General features: G+C 71.9%; 19 protein-coding genes. 12 read left to right on the top strand and 7 right to left on the bottom strand.

Annotation, left to right across the window (positions count from 1 at the left end):
• Window positions 1-7 precede the first annotated feature (7 nt).
• The 3 genes from NUT86_RS04730 to NUT86_RS04720 are packed head-to-tail and all read left to right on the top strand — an operon-like array spanning window position 8 to window position 3,176.
• Window positions 8-289 (top strand): hypothetical protein, encoded by a 282-nt coding sequence (locus tag NUT86_RS04730; RefSeq protein WP_159491038.1) that lies wholly within the window; start codon window positions 8-10, stop codon window positions 287-289.
• Window positions 286-2,706, top strand: a complete 2,421-nt coding sequence (locus tag NUT86_RS04725; protein ID WP_274733604.1) for a heavy metal translocating P-type ATPase — start codon at window positions 286-288, stop codon at window positions 2,704-2,706. The genes NUT86_RS04730 and NUT86_RS04725 overlap by 4 nt, the downstream gene beginning before the upstream one ends.
• Entirely contained in the window at window positions 2,703-3,176 is a 474-nt protein-coding gene (locus NUT86_RS04720; RefSeq protein WP_274733603.1) for a copper chaperone PCu(A)C, read from the top strand. The genes NUT86_RS04725 and NUT86_RS04720 overlap by 4 nt, the downstream gene beginning before the upstream one ends.
• A gap of 101 nt (window positions 3,177-3,277) precedes the next feature.
• Here NUT86_RS04720 and NUT86_RS04715 read toward each other — a convergent pair whose 3' ends face one another.
• Window positions 3,278-3,871 (bottom strand): sigma-70 family RNA polymerase sigma factor, encoded by a 594-nt coding sequence (locus NUT86_RS04715; protein WP_093640176.1) that lies wholly within the window; start codon window positions 3,869-3,871, stop codon window positions 3,278-3,280.
• 49 nt (window positions 3,872-3,920) lie between these two features.
• On the opposite strand from NUT86_RS04715, the gene NUT86_RS04710 reads away from it, so the two are divergent.
• Window positions 3,921-4,211, top strand: coding sequence for a zf-HC2 domain-containing protein (locus NUT86_RS04710; protein WP_093640179.1), 291 nt, complete (start codon window positions 3,921-3,923; stop codon window positions 4,209-4,211).
• A 216-nt stretch (window positions 4,212-4,427) separates the two neighbouring features.
• Here NUT86_RS04710 and NUT86_RS04705 read toward each other — a convergent pair whose 3' ends face one another.
• From NUT86_RS04705 to NUT86_RS04690, 4 genes are all read right to left on the bottom strand, one after another.
• The gene (locus NUT86_RS04705; RefSeq protein WP_274733600.1) at window positions 4,428-5,180 is read right to left on the bottom strand and encodes a PE-PGRS family protein; all 753 of its coding nucleotides are present in this window, start codon (window positions 5,178-5,180) and stop codon (window positions 4,428-4,430) included.
• Between the two features lie 170 nt (window positions 5,181-5,350).
• Window positions 5,351-5,647 carry a hypothetical protein gene (locus NUT86_RS04700; protein WP_159491044.1) on the bottom strand — a complete coding sequence of 99 codons (297 nt, stop codon included), beginning with the start codon at window positions 5,645-5,647 and terminating at the stop codon, window positions 5,351-5,353.
• Between the two features lie 221 nt (window positions 5,648-5,868).
• Window positions 5,869-6,084: a ferredoxin gene (locus tag NUT86_RS04695; RefSeq protein ID WP_093640188.1), complete on the bottom strand. Its 216-nt coding sequence runs from the start codon at window positions 6,082-6,084 to the stop codon at window positions 5,869-5,871.
• A 4-nt stretch (window positions 6,085-6,088) separates the two neighbouring features.
• On the bottom strand, window positions 6,089-7,279 hold the full coding sequence (locus NUT86_RS04690) for a cytochrome P450 (RefSeq protein ID WP_274733597.1): 1,191 nt from the start codon (window positions 7,277-7,279) through the stop codon (window positions 6,089-6,091).
• Window positions 7,280-7,391: 112 nt separating this feature from the next.
• Between NUT86_RS04690 and NUT86_RS04685 the strand changes: the two genes are divergently transcribed.
• From NUT86_RS04685 to NUT86_RS04655, 7 genes are all read left to right on the top strand, one after another.
• Window positions 7,392-8,054: a TetR/AcrR family transcriptional regulator gene (locus NUT86_RS04685; RefSeq protein WP_274733595.1), complete on the top strand. Its 663-nt coding sequence runs from the start codon at window positions 7,392-7,394 to the stop codon at window positions 8,052-8,054.
• A 146-nt stretch (window positions 8,055-8,200) separates the two neighbouring features.
• Entirely contained in the window at window positions 8,201-8,596 is a 396-nt protein-coding gene (locus tag NUT86_RS04680) for a hypothetical protein (RefSeq protein ID WP_148589624.1), read from the top strand.
• A 390-nt stretch (window positions 8,597-8,986) separates the two neighbouring features.
• Window positions 8,987-9,961 (top strand): 2,3-diaminopropionate biosynthesis protein SbnA, encoded by a 975-nt coding sequence (sbnA, locus tag NUT86_RS04675; RefSeq protein ID WP_109887753.1) that lies wholly within the window; start codon window positions 8,987-8,989, stop codon window positions 9,959-9,961.
• Window positions 9,962-9,977: 16 nt separating this feature from the next.
• A complete protein-coding gene (gene sbnB, locus NUT86_RS04670; RefSeq protein ID WP_274733591.1) occupies window positions 9,978-10,979 on the top strand; it encodes a 2,3-diaminopropionate biosynthesis protein SbnB in 1,002 nt (333 codons plus the stop codon).
• The gene (locus NUT86_RS04665; protein ID WP_274733590.1) at window positions 10,976-12,826 is read left to right on the top strand and encodes an FAD/NAD(P)-binding protein; all 1,851 of its coding nucleotides are present in this window, start codon (window positions 10,976-10,978) and stop codon (window positions 12,824-12,826) included. Before sbnB ends, NUT86_RS04665 begins: the two co-directional genes overlap by 4 nt.
• The gene (locus NUT86_RS04660) at window positions 12,823-14,025 is read left to right on the top strand and encodes a trans-sulfuration enzyme family protein (RefSeq protein ID WP_093640210.1); all 1,203 of its coding nucleotides are present in this window, start codon (window positions 12,823-12,825) and stop codon (window positions 14,023-14,025) included. Before NUT86_RS04665 ends, NUT86_RS04660 begins: the two co-directional genes overlap by 4 nt.
• Window positions 14,022-15,314: a benzoate/H(+) symporter BenE family transporter gene (locus NUT86_RS04655; protein WP_274733586.1), complete on the top strand. Its 1,293-nt coding sequence runs from the start codon at window positions 14,022-14,024 to the stop codon at window positions 15,312-15,314. Before NUT86_RS04660 ends, NUT86_RS04655 begins: the two co-directional genes overlap by 4 nt.
• A 114-nt stretch (window positions 15,315-15,428) precedes the next feature.
• Here NUT86_RS04655 and NUT86_RS04650 read toward each other — a convergent pair whose 3' ends face one another.
• Complete coding sequence (locus NUT86_RS04650; protein ID WP_274733584.1) at window positions 15,429-16,577, bottom strand: alkene reductase; 1,149 nt, start codon at window positions 16,575-16,577, stop codon at window positions 15,429-15,431.
• A gap of 133 nt (window positions 16,578-16,710) precedes the next feature.
• Here NUT86_RS04650 and NUT86_RS04645 point away from each other — a divergent pair, with 133 nt between their 5' ends.
• The gene (locus tag NUT86_RS04645) at window positions 16,711-17,595 is read left to right on the top strand and encodes a sigma-70 family RNA polymerase sigma factor (protein ID WP_274733583.1); all 885 of its coding nucleotides are present in this window, start codon (window positions 16,711-16,713) and stop codon (window positions 17,593-17,595) included.
• 49 nt (window positions 17,596-17,644) lie between these two features.
• Here the strand turns inward: NUT86_RS04645 and NUT86_RS04640 are convergent, their stop codons facing one another.
• Window positions 17,645-18,883: an SPFH domain-containing protein gene (locus tag NUT86_RS04640; RefSeq protein ID WP_274733582.1), complete on the bottom strand. Its 1,239-nt coding sequence runs from the start codon at window positions 18,881-18,883 to the stop codon at window positions 17,645-17,647.
• Window positions 18,884-18,954 lie beyond the last annotated feature (71 nt).

Below are 18,954 nucleotides of genomic sequence, written 5' to 3'. Positions count from 1 at the left end.
TGACGCGATGTCCAGCTCTTCGGCCGACCGCAGTCGGCCCCCTCTTCGCCAGGCCGTCACACGGCTGCTGCCCGCACGGTCGGTCATCGGTTTCCTCGCGCTGCTGGTGGTGCTCGGCATGCTGTCGTACGCGGCCGGGACCGCCGCCGGACCGGTGGCCCCGGGGCTGCGCCCGGCCGGCGGCGTCCGTACGGGAGAGTCCACGCCCGCCGATGACGGGGACATGGGCGGGATGCACGGCATGGGCGCGCCGGCCCCCCGCCCGGTGCCGCTGGGAGCACCGCGATGACGCCGGAACCCCGGCCCGGTACCCCGTCGCCGGACCTCGCCCCCGCACCGGCCCACAGCACCACCCTCACGGTCGGCGGGATGACCTGCGCCGCCTGTGTGGGCCGGGTCGAGAAGAAGCTCGGCCGGCTGGACGGCGTCGCCGCCACGGTGAATCTCGCCACCGGCCGGGCCACGGTCAGCCACCCCGCGACGGTCTCCGTCACCGACCTCATCACCACCGTCGAGGCGGCCGGCTTCACCGCACAGCTCCCCGAACCCGCCCCGGAGGCGGACCCGGACCCGGAGGCGGACCCGGAGGACCGGCTGTCGTCCACCGACCGCCCGGACGCCCCGAGTTCCCAGGACTCCCAGGGCTCCCCGGCATCACAGGACGCCCAGGACGACGGTGCCCGCGCCGAGCGGCACCGGCTGCTGGTGACCGCCCTGCTCTCGCTCCCCGTCCTGGTCCTGTCGATGGTGCCCGGCTGGCAGTTCCGCGACTGGCAGTGGCTGTGCTTCGTGCTCGCCGCGCCCGTCGCCGTCTGGGGCGCCGCCCCCTTCCACGCCCGTGCGCTGCGCGGTCTGCGGCACGGCGCGGCCACCATGGACACCCTGGTCTCCCTGGGCGTCGCCGCCTCCTTCCTCTGGTCCGCCTATGCGCTGTTCTTCGGCGGCGCCGGGGTGCCGGGTATGACGATGCCGTTCAGCCTGCTGCCCACCGCCGGGGACGGGGCCGCCCACCTCTACCTCGAAGCCGCCGTCGGCGTACCGCTGTTCGTGCTGGCCGGACGGCGGATGGAGGCCAGGGCCCGGCGCGGCACCGGCGCCGCACTCCGCGCGCTGGCCGAACTCGCCGCCAAGGACGTCGCCGTACGGACACCGGAGGGCGAGCGGCGCATCCCGGTGAGCCGGCTGCACGTCGGCGACCACTTCCTGGTCCGGCCCGGCGAACGGGTCGCCACCGACGGCACCGTGGTCGAGGGCAGCTCCGCCCTGGACCTGTCCCTGATCAGCGGAGAGAGCCGCCCGGTCGAGGCCGGTCCGGGCACGGCGGTCGTCGGCGGCGCGGTCAACTCCGGTGGCCTGCTGGAGGTACGGGCCGACGCGATCGGCGCCGACACCCAACTCGCCCGGATCACCCGGCTCGTCGAGGACGCCCAGACCGGCAAGACCAAGGTCCAGCGGCTCGCCGACGCGGTGGCGGCCGTCTTCGTGCCCGCCGTAATGACCGTCTCGGTCAGTGTGCTGGGCTTCTGGCTCGGCGCCGGGGCCGAGCCGCAGGCCGCCATCACCGCCGCGGTGGCCGTCCTCGTCGTCGCCTGTCCCTGCGCGCTGGGGCTGGCCACCCCGACCGCCCTGCTGGCCGCCACCGGCCGGGGCGCACAGCTGGGCATCCTGGTCCGGGGGCCGGAGGCGCTGGAGCGACTGCGCCGCATCAACACCGTCGTCCTCGACAAGACCGGCACCCTCACCACCGGCCGGATGAGCGTCGCCGCCCTCACCCCGCGCACCGGCGGTCTCGACGCCACGGCCGCGCTGCGGCTGGCCGCCACCGTCGAGCAGGGCTCCGAGCATCCGCTGGCGCGCGCGGTCACCGCCCACGCCGAGGAACGGCAGCCGGATCAACCGCTGCCGGCCGTCGCGGACTTCAGCGCCACGCCGGGCCACGGCGTACGCGGCACCGCGGACGGGCGCCGGGTGGAGGTCACCCGGCCCGGTGACGTCACCGGTCTGCCGGCCCCGCTGCCGGACGCGGTGCACACCGCGGAGGCGGCCGGCCACACCGCCGTCCTGGTCACCGTCGACGGCACCCCGGAGGCCGTCCTCGCGGTCGGCGACGCGCTCCGCCCCGACAGCTATCGCGCCGTCGACCGTCTGCGCCGCCTGGGACTGCGGCCGGTGCTGGCCACCGGCGACCGTGCCGCCACCGCCCGCGCGGTGGCCGGCCATCTGGCCATCACCGAGATCCATGCCGAGGCCCGCCCCGAGGACAAGGCCGCCCTCGTCACCACCCTCAAGGAACAGGGCGGCCGGGTCGCCGTCGTCGGCGACGGGGTCAATGACGCGGCGGCCCTCGCGCTCGCCGACCTCGGGATCGCCATGGGCAGCGGCACCGACGCCGCGATCGGCGCGGCCGATGTGACCCTCGTACGCGAGGACCTCCAGGCCATCGCCGACGCCGTGCACCTGGCCCGGCGCACCCTGGGCACCATCCGCGGCAACCTCGTCTGGGCCTTCGGCTACAACCTCGTCACCGTGCCGCTCGCCGCCGTCGGCCTGCTCAGTCCGATGGTGGCGGCCGCCGCCATGTCCGCCAGCTCGCTGCTCGTCGTGGGCAACAGCCTCCGGCTGCGCGCCTGGCGGCCGCGCGGCGCCGGCACGTCCGCCCGCCGCCCCCACAGCCCCCGGGCGCAAGCACGTTGGGAGACCCGATGAAACGGCTGCCCCTCTCGGCCGTCGCCGTACCGCTGCTCACCTGCCTGGTGACCCTCAACGCCCTCGCCCTCTGGACCGTCACCGGCAACGCGGGGACCCCCGCGAAGCTGAGCGTCCCCGAGGGGCGGGTGCTGATCGCCGGCGGATCCGAGGCCACCGCCGCGTTCTTCACCATCCGCAACACCGGCGGTGCGGACGACGTCCTGACGGGCGTCACCGGTCCGGCCGGCCATCGCACGATGCTCAGCCGCAACGTGGACATCGGGAACAACGCCCGGAGCATGGCGATGGTCCGCACCGTCACCGTCCCGGCCGGGGCGGCCCTGACGATGATGCCGGACACCCTGGACGTCATGGTCAGCCCACCGCCCCGGCTCGCGCCCGGCGACCGGCTCACCTTCACCCTGCACTTCCGCCACAGCCCACCGCAGACCGTACGGGCCCGGGCGGTACGCCCCGGCGACGAGTGAAGACTCAGCCGGAGCCGGAGCCGGAGCCGGAGCCGCGACGGGGCTCATGGACCGGGCCCTCGCCCGCCCATGAGCCCCGCCGCCGGTGCGCGAGCGGCCCGTCAGGCCACGGCGTCCGCGTAGACCCGCGGCCCGTCGGCCGGCTCGGGCCGCTCCGCGTCCGTCAGCAGCGCGACCAGCGTCTCCCGGGCGCGCGCCACCCGGGACCGCACGGTCCCGATGGGACAGCCCATCACCCCGGCCGCCGCCGCGTACGGCAGCCCCAGCAACTGGGTGAGCACAAACGCCTCCCGCCGCTCCGGCACCAGCGCCGCCAGGAGTTCGGCCAGCGCGACACCCTCGTCGAAGCCGGGCACTCCACGCGGCTGCACCCGTTCCGCGGCCGTCTGCCAGTCGTCCGTCGCGGCCAGCCGGGGCCGGGCCGCATGGGACCGGATACGGTCCGCCACGACCCGCCGGGCGATCGTCAGCAGCCAGGTCCGCGCCGAGGACCGGCCCTCGAACCGCGGCAGACTGCGCAGCGCCCGGACATAGGTGTCCTGCACCAGATCGTCGGCCGCCTGCGGATCACCGCTCAGATGCGTCACATAGCGCCGCACATCGAGCTGGGTGGCCCGCACGAACTGCTCGACGGCCCGCTCGTCACCGGTACGGGCGGCCAGCGCCCAGCCCGTCACCGCCTCGTCATCCCGCATCCCGCGACCGCCCCTCGCCGCACAGCCCGGCTTCGGGGAGGATGGACACATGCTCTGCTCGCGCATCCGTACGGCTCTCTCCGCCCGCCTCGACGGCGAGGAACTGCCCCCCGGACTCACCGCCCGCCGGCTCGACGGCCATCTCGCCGGCTGCCAGGACTGCCGGCGGTGGAACGCGCAGGCACACGCCCTGACGGCCGGCCTCGACCGCGCCACCGCGCACCCCGAGGACGACCGGGCGGCCGCCGACGCGCTGCTCGCCCGGCTGCGGTCGGCCTCCGTACTGCCGGGCCCGGTCTCTCCCGGCACGGCGGACACCGGTGGCAAACGAGCCGGTTGACGCGGCGGCGTGTGGGCGCCCGCCCCCCTCGGCCGATGCGTCGGAATCGGACGCGGGCAGCGGTGCCGCCGGCATCCGGACAGGAATCATCATCTGGAGTCCTTCGCATGATCCGGTCGCCGCGCTCCGGCGGGGACCGGTGAAGTCGGAGCCGGGACCCCGGGCGCATGCCAATGGCGCCCGTCCGTCCACCGGCTCGGGAATTCGACCGCGCTGTCAGACGACAGCCGGCTCCTGCGGCGGACCCCGCAACGACCTCGTATACGCCAGCAGCAACTGCCGCAGCGCTTGCCGCGGCTCCTGCCGGGCGGTGCGCACGGCGGGCCGCGCCTCGGGCAGCGCGATCCGAAGGACCAGCACCAACGGCGCGAACAGCCAGACCGACACGCTCCGTACGAGCCGGAACGCGGCCCGCTCGCCGCCCCACAGCCACCCGGCGCTGAGCAGTGCGACCAGCAGGTGGGCCGCGAGCATGCCGGTCGCGCCGCCGTGCATCCCCGGCATCTGGTGCATGGGGGCGGCCATGTCTCCCATGTGGTCCATACCCTGCATGGAGGACCCGTGCCCCGTCGAGGGCATGGCCGCCATCTGCTGGTGCATCAGCCGCATCAGCTCGGCGTGGTCACGGCCGTCGGACTGCGTCCCCTGAGCGCCGCACAGCCAGCTCTCCGCCCACTGGCGCGCGAGCGAGCGCCCGCCGCCACCGGAACCGGCGACCGCCTGGCCGAACGAGAAGACGGTGTGCAGGGCGGCCTGGGTACCGACGGTCAGCAACCCCACCAGCAGCGGCCCCCGTTCGCGGCCCGCACAGCACCAGGCAGCGGCCGCGGTCCCGACGCCGGCCGCGAGCAGCACCCAGCCGGGAATCACGGCATCCGACATGACCACGTGGCCCAGCGCAGCGAGCAGCACACAGACCGCCGCGAACACCGCGGCACGCAGCCCCCTGAGAACCTGCCCCGCATCCATGACAGGCCTATCGTCGCACCCCGGCTTCACGGGGGAACGAGAGGGGCCCCGACCTGCCGTTTCCCGTGCTGCCGGGGGGCCTTCGGCGGCTGCCCGCCGGCCACCCGTACACAGCACCGTCGCCCGCCCCGATGGTTCCGGGGCGGGCGACGGTGTGGCGCTGACGTGGGTCAGGACATGTTCTCTTCGGCGTCGAGGTACGCCTGGATCCTCTTGTCCAGCGCGTTGGCCTGCGCGCGGGCGCGGTTGGCGGCCTCGTGCTCGCCTTCATGGTCCAGACGGTTGGCCTTGGCCTTCAGGTCGGCGGACTGCTGGCGCAGCTCGTCGATGTTGACGCTGATGCCGCCGCCGGCCGCCACGCTCTGCCGGCCGGCGGCCGTGGTGGCGGCCTGCGCGGGCAGCGCCGCAAACAGCACGCCTCCGGCCACGGCCGCGGTCACGGCGAGTACGGAAATACGTCGACGCATGAGATCCCCCTCTGGTCGAAAAATAGGTCGTTACCAGTCAGTAAGCCTACATGAAGTGATCTTGTGCTCCGACCACTGAGGGTGAGCAACGGGGGTGTCTGCGCGCGACGGAGGGCAGGGGTCGCCAACTGCTGTGCGGTGAGGGGGAGTTACCGCCTGACCAGGGTCGATACCGCAAACGGGGCGTGGCCGACGCCACGCCCCGTCACCTCCGCGGTGTCCTACGGCCGGGGCCCGAGGACCTTCGCACCGTCTCGGACAGTGATGGCCATCGCCGGGCAGACGTCGGCGGCGTCCAGGGCGCGCTCGTCCTCCTCGATCCGGTCCCTCAGCGGACGGGCGTGCGCGCCGTCCACGACGAAGAGGTCCGGGGCGATGGCGGCGCAGGACCCCGAGGCGATGCACTGCTGTGGGTCGATCTCCACCTCCCAGGTCATCCGCTCACCACCCCACCGGCATGACCCGCGGTCCGCGCACCAGCATCTCGCTCTTCCACACCACGTCACCGGCCAGCCGCAGTTCCGGGAACCGGGTGATCAGGGCGCCGATCGCCTCCTGGAGTTCCAGACGGGCCAGGGGCGCACCGAGGCAGTGATGGACACCGTGGCCGAATCCGAGGTGCTGATTCCCGGTCCGGGAGATGTCCAGCGTCCCGGGTGTGTCGAAGCGCAGCGCGTCCCGGTTGGCGGCGCCCACCGCCACCAGGACCGGGGTCCCGGCCCGCACCAGCGTCCCGCCGACCTCGACGTCCTCCGTCGCATAACGGGGCTGGCTCGCGCCACTGCCCAGCGGAACAAAACGCAGCAACTCCTCCACCGCGCCGCCGATCAGCTCCGGCTGCTTGCGCAGCAGGGCGAGCTGGCCCGGGTGGTCCAGCAGCGCGAGCACGAAGTTGGGGATCTGGGTGGCGGTGGTCTCGTGCCCGGCGACGAGAATCCCGACGCACAGGTCCACCAGCTCCAATTCGGACAGCCGGTCGCCGACGTCCCGGGCGTCGATCAGTGCCGTCATCAGATCGTCCCGCGGGGCGCTCCGGTGCTCCTCGATCAATTGCCGCATATAGGCGCGGAGTTCTTCCATATTGGCGTCGAATTCCGCCGCGGTGAGGGAACTCGTCGACAAGGCGGCATCGCTCCACACCCGGAACCGCGGCCGGTCCTCGGCCGGCACCCCGAGCATCCGGCAGATCACGGCGACGGGGATGGGCAGGGCGTAACGGTCCACCAGGTCGGCGGGCGGCCCGGCCGCCACCAACTCGTCGAGCAGCTCGTTCGCCAGCTGCTTGACCTGCGGCCGCAGCTTCTCGACCTGGCGGACGGTGAAGGCCTTGGCCACCAGCGTCCGCAGCCGGGTGTGATCGGGCGGGTCCATCCCCAGGATGCCGCTGTCCCGGCGTCCTTCGGACGCCCGGGGCTCGTCGTGCCGCGCGCCCTCGGCGCGGCTGAAGCGCTGATCGCCGAGGACGAACCGGGCCTCGGCATACCGGGTCACGAGCCAGGCCGGCTCGCCGTACGCCATGCGGACCTTCAGCAGCCCGGGACGGTTGCGGGCCTGTTCGTACTCTTCGGAAAGCTCAAGGCTCTCGGGAACATTGAAGGGGTAGGAGAGGGGTGCTGTGTCGGCTGTGGTCAAGGCGACCTCCCTTGTGTAAGCACCTGCTTACATCACGGTAAGCCGCCCCCCGGAGGCGGTCAACGACGCATTGTGGCCGTCATCGTGACGGCCAATGGAGAGGAGTGTGGCGATGGCGAAGACCCCGCGGCAGGGCACGGCGAACGCCTCCCGGCGGGACGCGCAGGGCACCCGACTGCGGTTGCTCGACGCCGCATCGGAGCTGTTCGCCGAGCGTGGCTACGAACGGGCGACGGTGCGCGACATCGCGTCCCGGGCCGAGGCCAACCAGGCCCTGCTGTTCCGCTACTTCGGCTCGAAGAAAGCCCTGTTCGGAGAGGTGATGGCGCGTGGCGGCCACGAGCAGCTGCGGACCACTCCCGCCGAGCGACTGTTCGAGGTCGCGCTGCGCGGCATGCTGGCCGGCGGCGGGGAGGGCGCCGACCGCTCGCTGGAGGTGTGCCTGCGCTCCATCGGCGGCAGCGACGAAATAGCGGAGGCGCTGCGCGGGCTGGGGGAGGAGTACGCGGAGGTCCTCGCCACGCTCTCCGCGTCCGAGACCGGGAGTCTGCGCGCCGATCTGGCACTGTCCTGGCTGCTGGGAATTGGCTTGATGCGAGTGGTCGTCGCCAAGGAGCCGCTGGCGAGCGCCGACCCCGACACGGTCTGCGCACTCGTCGCGGGCGCTCTGGGAAACCTGTTGGAGAGCCTGCCGGCGGAAGGGGCGACGGACGCGCCCACGGACGGGTCGACGGACGGGTCGACGGACGGGGAAAGCGGGGGTATTCCGGAGTGAACAGCCGGTCAGCGGCGTGGGTCGTTGTCGTGCGTGCTGCGTTCCAGTGACTCTGCGGCGGGTCGCAAGTCAGTGGACAAATGCCCGCTTATCGTCGCCTTTGCAGGAAATATTCATTTTCTGCAGAGTCGAGTGAAGGTGGAAACATGCTCCGTTCGATCCCGCGCGGCCTTGCAGTGGCCGGCCTGACCGCGGCTGCCCTCGTGGTGCCGACGGCAGGCGCCGCCACCGCCGCGACCGCGCCCCCCAGCAGTTCCCAGGACGCCAAGTGTGCCTCGCACAGCTGCATCAAGGGCCACCACGGCAAGCAGCAGAACAGCCGCCACCAGGGCCGCGTCGGGCACCGTGGCCACGACGGCTATGACGGCTTCGGCCGCGACCGCCGCGACGGCTACGGCTACGGCCGCGACGGCGGTTACGAGCGCGACGGCTACGGGCGCGACGGCTATGGCCGCGACGGATACCGCGACGGCTATGGGCGTGACGGCTCCGGTCTGGGCAGGAACGGCCTGCTCAACCTCGGCCTGCTCGGTCTCCTCTAGTACCCGTCAGGCAGTGCGCGGTGGGCCCGGGGTCATGACCCCGGGCCCCACCGCATGTCCGGCCGCATGTCCGGGTCCTGCGGAAGTTCCTCACCCGGTGGCATCGCCAGGGGTAACGGCAGGTCAGGAGTGGTGCCCACGGCCGAGATCCGGCCACATTTCACGATTCAACGGTTTTGGCGTCCATATAATCGTTGTCATCGGCCTTGCGTAGTGGCAGGATTGTTCTGTCGCATCGTGAATGGGGGATTTGTGACATCGGGGGACGGGGGAAGAGTCCCTTCTGCGTAGCGCGCACCTGACCCGTGCGCCGACCAACAAGCCCGTGGGCTCCTCGCTTTGGCGAGCGCAATTGTTTTGCGCTGCCCATATTCAACGGTTTGGATACTGGTGATAGCGGAAGAAGTTTATGATCTCGTACTGGATGATCTCTTCATCCGGCTTGACCAATTAGTTCCCGGCAGTTCAGTCTTCCTCAAACTGGAAGGCCTCAATCCTGCCGGTTCGGTAAAACTCAAAACTGCTGTCGCGCTGGTCGCGGCGGCCGAGGATTCCGGGCGCTGCTTTCCGCGGACCCGGCTGATCGAGTCGACGTCGGGAAACCTCGGCGTCGCCCTGGCGATGGTGTGCGCGGCCAAGGGCTACCGGCTGACCTGTGTCACGGACCCCAACTCCACCGTCCAGTCGAGGCGTCTGATGGAGGTTCTCGGCGCCGAAGTGGTGGTCATCGACGTCAGGGACGCCCACGGCGGCTATCTGCAGTCGCGCATCGACTACATCGACGAGCGGCTGCGCCGCGAACCCGACCTGTTCTGGCTGAACCAGTACGCCAACCCGGCCGGGCCGCAGGCCCACCGGGACCGCACGGGCCGTGCGCTCCTCGAGGAGATCGGCCACATCGACTACGCCTTCATCGGTGCCGGAACGACCGGCACCCTGATGGGCTGCGCGGAGTACCTGCGCCGCCACAGCCCCGCCACCCGGATCATCGCGGTGGACGCCGAGGGCTCCGTGACCTTCGGCGGGCCCGCGGCCCGCCGCCACATTCCGGGCCTGGGGACGAGCAGGCGGCCGGAAATTCTGGACACCGGGAATATCGACGAGGTCGTGCTCATTTCCGAGTCGGCCGCCGTCGAGATGTGCCGGACGCTGGCCGAAGAACGCGGGCTGCTGCTGGGGGGCTCGTCCGGCACGGTGCTGTGCGCCGTGCAGGACGCCGCGAAGGAGATCCCGGACGGAAGTGTCGTGGTGGCGATTTCACCCGACTTCGGGGACCGCTACCTGGAGACCATCTACAACGACGCATGGGTGGCGCAACGCTGGCCCGAGACCGTCGGCAACAAAGTAACTCAGGCACCGGCCTGAGTGGGGGGAACGCTTGATGTTCAATTTTGAGATAGTGGCCGGAGAAACGGTTCGTCAAGTTCTTCACGAAAAGCGTGGAGACGTGCTCGGCATTGTCAGCGATGCCTATCGGGCTCATGAGTCCGGAGACTCCGTCAACCCGGACAGTTACTTTCTCCGCTTTCCGGAGAAGCCGGATTCCCGGATCATCGCGCTGCCGGCCTTCCTGGGCGCCGATGTCCAGCTCGCCGGTATCAAGTGGATCGCGAGCTTCCCGGGCAACACCCGCCGCGGGGCCCCGCGCGCGTCGGCCGTCCTGCTCCTGAACGACTACGAGACCGGGTACCCGATCGCCTGCCTCGAAGCCGCCAACATCAGCGCGGCGCGCACCGCCGCCTCCGCGGCCGTCGCGACGACCGCCCTCCGACCGGACGGCTTCGCGGGGACCCGCATCGCCGTCGTGGGCGGCGGCGTCATCGCCCGCAACATCTGCGACTACCTGAATGTCGCGGGCTGCGCCCCGGACGCCTACCTCGTCCACGATCTCGACGAGGCCTCCGGACAGGCCCTGGCCGAGCATGTGCGCACCACACAGAACCGTCCGGCCACCTTCACCGCCGACCTCGACGCCGCGCTGTGGGCCGACACCGTCGTCTTCGCCACGACGGCTCTGGAGCCCTACGTCAGCACCCCGTTCAAGCCCGGTCAGCTGGTTCTCAACATCTCCCTGCGTGACCTGGCCCCCGAGGTGGTCCTCGGGGCGGACAACATCCTCGACGACGTCGAGCACTGTCTGAAGGCGCAGACGTCACCCCACCTGGCCGAGCAGCTGTCCGGCTCCCGCGAGTTCGTGACCGGAACCCTCGCCGGAGTACTGAACGGGGAGGTGACGCCCTCCCCGGACCGGCCGGTGATCTTCTCGCCGTTCGGGCTGGGCGTGCTGGACCTCGCGGTAGGGGCGTTCGTCCTCGGCGAGGCACGCAAGGACGGCAGCACCATCGAGGTGCCCAACTTCTTCGGGGAGACGCGCCGGTGGTGAATCACAGACCCGTCTCCGTCGCGATAGTGGGCGCCGGATCGCGGGGGCTGGGCGTCTTCGAGCGGCTGGTCGCGCACTGTCTGACGCAGCCGGCCCCGCTCACCGTCCACCTCATCGACCCACAGCCCTTCGGCGCCGGATTCCATCTGCCCGCCCAGCCCGACCATCTGCTGCTCAACACCGTCTGCGCACAGCTCACGGCCTTCGCCGACCCCCACATGGTGGACGGCCCCGTACCGATATCCGGCCCCTCGCTGCACGAATGGTGCCGGCGCCGGGACCTGCGGCTGGCGGACGACGGCTACACCGTGCGCCCGGGCGCGGGACGGGAGATCCAGCCGAACGACTTCCTGCCCCGCAGACTGCTGAGTGAGTACCTCACCTGGGCGGCGGGGGAGATCACCGACGCGGCGCCCGAGAACCTCACACTGGTGCGGCACCGTACGACGGCCGTCGACATCCACCCCGGAACGCCGGACACCGAAACGGTCGTCCTCGCCGACGGCACCCGGATCGACGCCGACGCCGTCTTCGTCACCGTTGGGCACCACTCGCTCTACCGGCCCGCGGCGCCCGCTCCCGACCCCCGACTCGTCACCCGCCCCTATCCGTTGCCCGAGGCGCTCGACAGCATCGGACCGGGCGAACGGGTGGCCGTCCTCGGGATGGGGCTGACGGCCATGGACGTCATCGCCACGCTGACCCTCGGACGCGGTGGCGCGCACACGACGGACGAGCACGGGATGCGCTATCTGCCCAGCGGGCAGGAGCCGTTGATCGTGCTGACCAATCGCTCCGGGATGCCCTCGCGCAGCCGGCCGCGCCTCCACCCGGGGCGGATGCGCTTCGCCCCGCTGGCACTGACCACGGAGCACCTGGACGAGATCCGTACGCGGCGGGCGGACCGGCGGATCGACTTCGCCGCCGAGGTGCTGCCGCTCGTCGAGGCCGAGATGGAACTCGCCTACTACCGCGTCCTGTTGGGCCGGGAGATGGGCGACACCACGGACGCGGGGCTGGAGATGGCCAGGCGCTGCGCCCGGGCCGGCCACAAGACCCTGCTCGACGAGCTGCGCGCCCGGTTCGGCACCAGCCCTGTGCCCGGGATCCTGTCCGCCGGCCTCGCGGACCGGCAGTGGACGGAGTACTCCGCCTACCGCGACTGGTTCACCGCGGAGGTCGCCGCCGACCTGGCCGAGGCCCGCGAAGGCCTCGGGGTGAGCCCGCTCAAGGAGGCCCTGGAGGTCCTGCGCGACCACCGCGATGTCCTGCGCGCGGTCATCGACCCGCCGGGAGTCGACGACGCGTCGCTGGCCGCCTTCTTCGGGGAGTTCGCCTCGACGGTGAACCGGCAGGTGATCGGCCCGCAGCTGGACCGGTCGGTCGAGCTGCTCTCGCTGATCGACGCGGGGATCGTCCGGCTCGGCCCCGGCCCGCAGCCGAAGATCGTCGCACCGGCCGGACAGGGACCCTGGCGACTGGAATCCACCTGCCTGGCCGAGCCGTTGCGGATCGAGGTCGACCACGTGGTGCAGGCGCATGTGACCGAGCCCGGCGCGGACCGGGCACCCGGGACACTGCTCGGCACGCTCGTCGCCGCGGGCCGCGTCCGTACCCTCGCGCACCGCGGAGGGACGGTGCACGGGCTGGACGTCACCCGGCAGGGCCAGGGGATCGACCGTACGGGCACCCCGCAGCCGCGCCTGTTCTTCCTCGGGCCGCACACCGAGGGGTCCAGCTACTACAACCACTATGTGCCCTCACCCGGCGCGCCCTCCCGTGCGCTGCTGGACGCCGAACGTGCCCTGAGCACCGCTCTGCCGGAACTGATGACGAGGAAGCGATGAACAACAGCGAGACCTTCACCCCCTGGACGCAGGAGTACCGGCCCGAGACGCGCGCCGCGCAGGGCGACGGCTGGCGCTGCCCGACCACCGGCGCCGTCCCGCCCCCGATCGGGCTGGGCGCGACCTTCGCCCGCGACAACGAGTACCGGGCGCCGGCCGGACTGGCGTATCTGCGCGATCAGGGGACACCGGGGTACGAGCAGGTCGAGAAGGTGGTGGCGGGCCTGGAGGGCGGCTCGGACGCGCTGGTCTTCTCGTCCGGCATGGCCGCCGCCACGTCCGTCTTCCAGGTGCTGCCGGCCGGTGCGCGGGTCGTGGTCCCGCAGACCATGTACTTCGGGCTCACCAAGTGGCTGCTGGAATTCGGCCCGCAGCGCGGCCTGGAGGTCGTCCAGGCACCCATGAACGACCTGGACGCGGTGGCGGCCGCCGTGACCGCCGCCCCGACCGCACTGGTCTGGGCGGAGTCCCCGGCGAACCCGACCTGGACGGTGACCGACATCGCCGCCTGCGCCGAGATCGCACACCGGGCCGGTGCCCTGTTCGGCGTCGACAACACCGTCCCCACCCCGGTGCACTCCAAGCCGTTCGCACTCGGCGCGGACCTGATCATGCATTCGGGCACCAAGTACCTCAACGGCCACACCGATGTGGTGGCCGGACTGCTCGTCAAGGCGCCGGGCAGCAGCGAGGCCCGCGACGCGATCTGGGAGCGGCTGCAGCTGCACCGCCGGCTGACCGGCCCGATACTCGGCCCGATGGAGACCTACCTCCTGATGCGGGGCATACGGACGCTCTACCCCCGGATGCGCCAGATCTCGGAGACCGCGATGGCCGTGGCCGAGCACTTCGCGGAGCACCCTCGGATCCGGCGGGTGGCCTACCCGGGTCTCGCCACCGACCCGGGGCACGCCGTCGCCGCCCGGCAGATGACGGGGGGCTTCAGCGGCATGCTCTCCCTGCACGTCGACGGCGAGTGGCAGCAGTCCCTGCGGACCGCCAACCACTGCGAACTCTTCATCCGTGCCACCTCGTTGGGCGGGGTGGAGAGTCTGATCGAACACCGCTACACCTTCGAAGGGCCGGGTAGTACCTCGCCGAAGGACATGCTGCGGCTGTCCATAGGTCTGGAGAGCCCCGCAGACCTCGTCGCCGACCTCGAACAGGCCCTGGAAAAGGCCGTGAAGGAAGACCGTTGAGTTCCAAGACACCCACCCCCCACCCCGACGCCGCACCGCCGGGTTCCGCCCCACCGGAGCCGGCGCACGCGGCGGAGGGGCCCCCGGAGCCGGGGACCCGGCCCGGCCTGTTCCGTGACGCCTCGCTGTCCGCGGTACTGGCGGGCTTCGTCGCTGTCGTCGTGTCCTACTCGGGCCCGCTCGTCATCGTGCTGGCGGCGGCGTCCGCCGGGCATCTGAACACCGCACAGACCAGCTCATGGGTATGGGCCATCTCCATCGGCAGCGGGCTCACCTGTATCGGGCTGAGCCTGCGTACGAAGATGCCGGTGATCACCGCATGGTCGACACCGGGCGCTGCCCTGCTGGTCACCAGCCTGGGGGCGTACTCCTACGCGGAGGCCATCGGGGCGTTCATCGTCACCGGTTTGGTGATCACCCTGGTCGGTCTGACCGGAGTGTTCGGATGGCTGATGCGGCAGGTGCCCACCGCCGTGGTCTCCGCGATGCTCGCCGGCATCCTCTTCTCCTTCGGCACCGGCGTGTTCACCTCGCTCAAGACCGCACCCCTCATTGCCGGTTCCGTGCTGGTCGCCTACCTCCTGGCGAAGCGGTGGCTGCCCCGGTACGCCGTATTGGTCGCCCTGGCGGCGGGTGTCGCGGCCAGTGCCGTCAGCTCCCGGCTGGACATCCATCTGGACCGGATCGAGCTCGCCAAGCCCGTGCTGACGACCCCGGAGTTCTCGCTCGCCTCCCTCATCGGCATCGCGGTGCCGATGATCCTGGCGACGCTCGCCTCACAGAACGCACCGGGTATGGCCGTGCTCACCGCGTCCGGCTACGAGCCCAAGGACCGCCTGCTGATCGGTTCCACGGGTCTGGTCTCCACGGCGCTGGCACCGTTCGGCTCCCATGCCATCAACCTCGCGGCGATCACCGCCGCCATCTGCACCGGCCCCGAGTCGCACCGCGACCCGAAGCGGCGCTATGTGGCCGGAGTCTCCTGCGGAGCGTTCTACCTCCTCATCGGGGCCTTCGGCTCCACGCTGGTGGTGCTCTTCGCGGGCCTGCCCAAGGAACTGGTGGCGGCGGTCGCCGGAGTCGCCCTGCTCGGTGCGCTGGCCGGCGGGCTGACGGGGGCGGTCAAGGAGGAGAAGGACCGCGAGGCGGCCCTGATCACCTTCCTCGCCACCGCCTCCGGTGTCACCCTCTTCGGCATCGGATCCGCCTTCTGGGGGCTGCTCTTCGGCGTCATCGCGCACTTCGTCCTGACCCGTTGGCGCGGTACGCCCACGGAACCCGCCAAGTGATCCGGGCCGGCCGTGCGCCGGCGGCGGCCATGACCTGACCGGGGCCCGCACGGGCCGCCGGGCACCTTTGTGTGTCCGGCGGCCCGTGCCGGCGGTGATCCGCCCAAGTCCCGCTCATACCCCGGGGACGAGCGCGTCCGCGGCCCCTGCGCCACTCCCCGACAAGGCGTAGTCGACATAGCCCCCGGCCCCGCCGGTGTAGTACGTGGCCGGGTCACCGACGGCCGGCTCCTGCCGCAGGGCGAACCGGGTGACGAGGTCGGGGTTGGCGATGAAGTGCGTGCCGAAGGACACGGCGTCGGCGATCCCGGCGTCGAGGACGGCGTTCCCCGACTCACGGTCGAAGCCGTTGTTCGCGATCAGGGGGCCGTCGAACCGCCGCCGGTAGCGTGCGAGCGCCGCGAGGTCGGGGGCCTCGTCCGCCGCGGTGCGGTCCCGGCCCCGCAGGTGCAGGTAGGCGACCGGACGGTCGTTGAGCTCCGTCACCAGTGCGTCGTGGTCGGCGAGCGTCTCCTCGTCGGCCCGGTAATGCTCCCCCTCGTTCCAGTAGGGCGCCAGGCGGACGCCGACGCACCGGCCGTGCCACGGCTCGGCGACCGCGTCGACGATGTCCAGCAGCAGACGCCGCCGGCCCGTACGGTCACCGCCGTAGGCATCGGTGCGGCGGTTCAGCCGTGGGTTGAGGAACTGCGCGATCAGAAACGCGCCGAGGGCACCGATCTCGACCCCGTCGAACCCCGCGCGCCGGGCGTTCTCCGCGGCGGCACGGAAGTCGGCGACCGTGGCCGCGATGTCGGCGGTGGTCATCTCCCGGGGAGTGACCGTCTCCTTGAACCCGCCGGCGGTGAAGGACCTCGTACGGGGGTTGACCGCCGACGGCCCGCCGGGCAGCTCTCCTCCCAGGTGGTCGGGGTGCGAGGCGGCGCCGGTGTGCCAGAGCTGCAGCACGATGCGGCCGCCGAGGGCGTGCACGACATCGGTGACCCGCCGCCACCCGGCGATCTGGTCCTCGCGGTAGATGCCGGGAACGTGGACGAAGCCGACCGCCCGTTCGCTGACCCAGGTCCCCTCGGTAATGATCAGTCCGGCGGTGGCCCGCTGGCCGTAGTAGGCGGCGTGCAACTCCGTCGGTACGAGCGCGGCGTTGGCCGCGCGGCCCCGGGTGAGCGGGGCCATCACCACACGGTTGGGCAAGGAGAGGCCGCCGAGGTCCGCGCGCCGCAGCAGCGGCTGGTCGGCGGTGGTCGGCAGGGTACTGCTCATGGTGTGTTCCTCCTGGTCATCGGGCCGGGGCGGTGGCCGGGCCCGGAATCCGGGCCGGACGGCGGGCGCCGGTCACCTCGGCCCGGTGGTGCGCGTCATCAAGGTGACGGAGCGGGACGAGGAAAGGTGACCGATGGACGAGCAGGACCGGCTGGCGGAACGGTTCGAGGCACAGCGCGGCCATTTGCGCGCGGTCGCCTACCGGATGCTGGGCTCCCTCAGCGATGCGGACGACGCCGTGCAGGAAGCCTGGCTACGGCTCAGCCGTGTCGACAGCGGAACCGTCGAGAACCTGCCCGGCTGGCTGACGACGGTCGTGTCGCGGCTCTGCCTCGACATCCTGCGCTCCCGCACCGCACGACGGGAGGAACCGGTCGGACAGCAACCGCCCGACCCGGCCCGGGACGCCGAGGACGGGACCGGCCCGGAACCCGAAGCGCTGCTGATCGACTCGGTCGGCCGGGCCCTGCTGGTGGTGCTGGACACCTTGGCTCCCGCCGAGCGGATCGCCTTCGTCCTGCACGACATGTTCGCCGTGCCGTTCGACCGGATCGCTCCCCTCGTGGAACGTTCGCCGGTGACCACGAAGAAGCTCGCCAGCCGCGCACGTCACAAGGTCCAGGGCACCCCCGCCGTTCCCGCCGCCGATCTCGCCCGGCAGCGGAAGGCCGTCGACGCCTTCCTCGCCGCCTCGCGCGACGGCGACCTCGACGCGCTGCTCGCGGTGCTGGCCCCCGACGTCGTGCGCCGGGCCGACCCCGCTGCCCTGCCCCCGGGCGCGCCGACGGAGCTCCGCGGTGCGCACTCGGTGGCCGCGGGGACCCTGGTCTTCGGGCGGAAGGCACGCTTCGCGGCGCCGGCGCTGGTGAACGGGACCGTGGGGATCGTCGTGGCCCCGCGTGGCCGGCTGCTACTCGCCCTCACCGTCACCGTCGAGGGCGAAAGGATCTCCGCCTACGAAGTGATCGCCGACCCCGCCCGTCTCCGGCGACTCGACCTCGCCGTCCTCGACGTGTGACCGGCGGCCACGGCCCGGCGCGCCGTTCCGGTCCCGTACGGATGTCCGGTCAGGACGCACCGGACCCGGCGCCGTCCTGCTTCAGCTTCGTCACCTTCCGTGGCAGTGATCCCGCGCCGTCGGCCAGCGGGGGAGTGGCGCCGGGCGTGCCGGCCCCCTTCTTCAGGCTGTCGAGAATGGCCAGCCCCTGGCCGACGATGCCGGAGACGATCTCGTTCATCCCGTCGGTGCCGTTGAGGACGGTCAGCCGGGCGCCGGCGAGGCCCTCGGCCGCGGCCTCGGTGAGGGCGGGGAGGTTCTCGACGGTGCGGTTGGCGGCGATCAGCTCCTGGTTGCCGTCCCGCAGCGAGCCCGCGAGGGCCGTGTTGGCGTCGGCGCGCGCCTGGGCGACGGTCCGCTCGGTGTAGGCGCGGGCGTCCGCCTCGTACCGGACCTGGTCACGCTGGGCCTCCGCCAGGGTGCGCAGCCGGTAGGCCTCGGCGTCCGCGGGGCGGCGAACCTCGCCCTCCAGCCGCTGGGCGGCGAGCGAGGCCTGCCGCTGGGCCAGCGCGGTCTGCTCCTCGATGACCTCCTGCGAGGCCCTGGCCTGCGAGAGCGGGCCGGCCTGTGCGGCACGGGCGTTGTACTGCTCGGTCTCGGCGAGGAACCCGGCCCGCTTGATCGCGGTGTCCCGCTCGTACTCGGCCTTCAGCGCCGCCGCCTGCTGCTCCCGTTCGGTCGCCTCCTGGTCGGCCTTGGCCTGCGCGATCCGGGCCGCGCTGGCGACCGCGGCGGCGTGCGGGGCGGCGAGATTGGTGATGTAGCCGGAGGTGTCGGCGATCTCCTGGATCTGCAGGGCGTCGACGACGATGCCGAGCTTCTCCATCTCGGAGTGGCTGCCGTCCTTGACCTCCTGGGCGACCCGGTCCCGCTCCCGGATGATCTGCTCGACGGTCAGTCCGCCGACGATCGAGCGCAGATGACCGGCGAAGATCCGCCCCACCAGCTCTTCCATGGTGGCCTGCTCGGAGAGGAACCGGCGCGCGGCGTTGGCGATGGACGTCTGGTCGTCCCCGACCTTGAAGACGGCAACCGCCCGGACGCCGAGCCGGATGCCCTGCTGGGTGACGCAGTCCTCGGAGATCTCCGCCTCCCGCAGCGACAGCGACAGCACGGACGCCTTCTGTTTGACGGGCAGGACCCAGCAGCCATGGCCGGTGACGATACGGAATTGGGCGTCCCCGGCCCGGCGCTTCGAGCCGGAGATCAACAGCGCCTCGTTCGGCGCCGGAACATGCCAGAACAACATCGGAAGGCTCCTGGTCCGGTGCGACCGGCCTCGGCCGGGGCGCGGGGACGGCCGCGGGAAAGGGGAGTGCT

Origin of the sequence: Streptomyces sp. G7(2002) (genome assembly GCF_028870195.1) — a bacterium.
Taxonomy (GTDB): Bacteria; Actinomycetota; Actinomycetes; order Streptomycetales; family Streptomycetaceae; genus Streptomyces; species Streptomyces nigrescens.
This window is presented reverse-complemented; position numbering and strand designations above follow the sequence as displayed.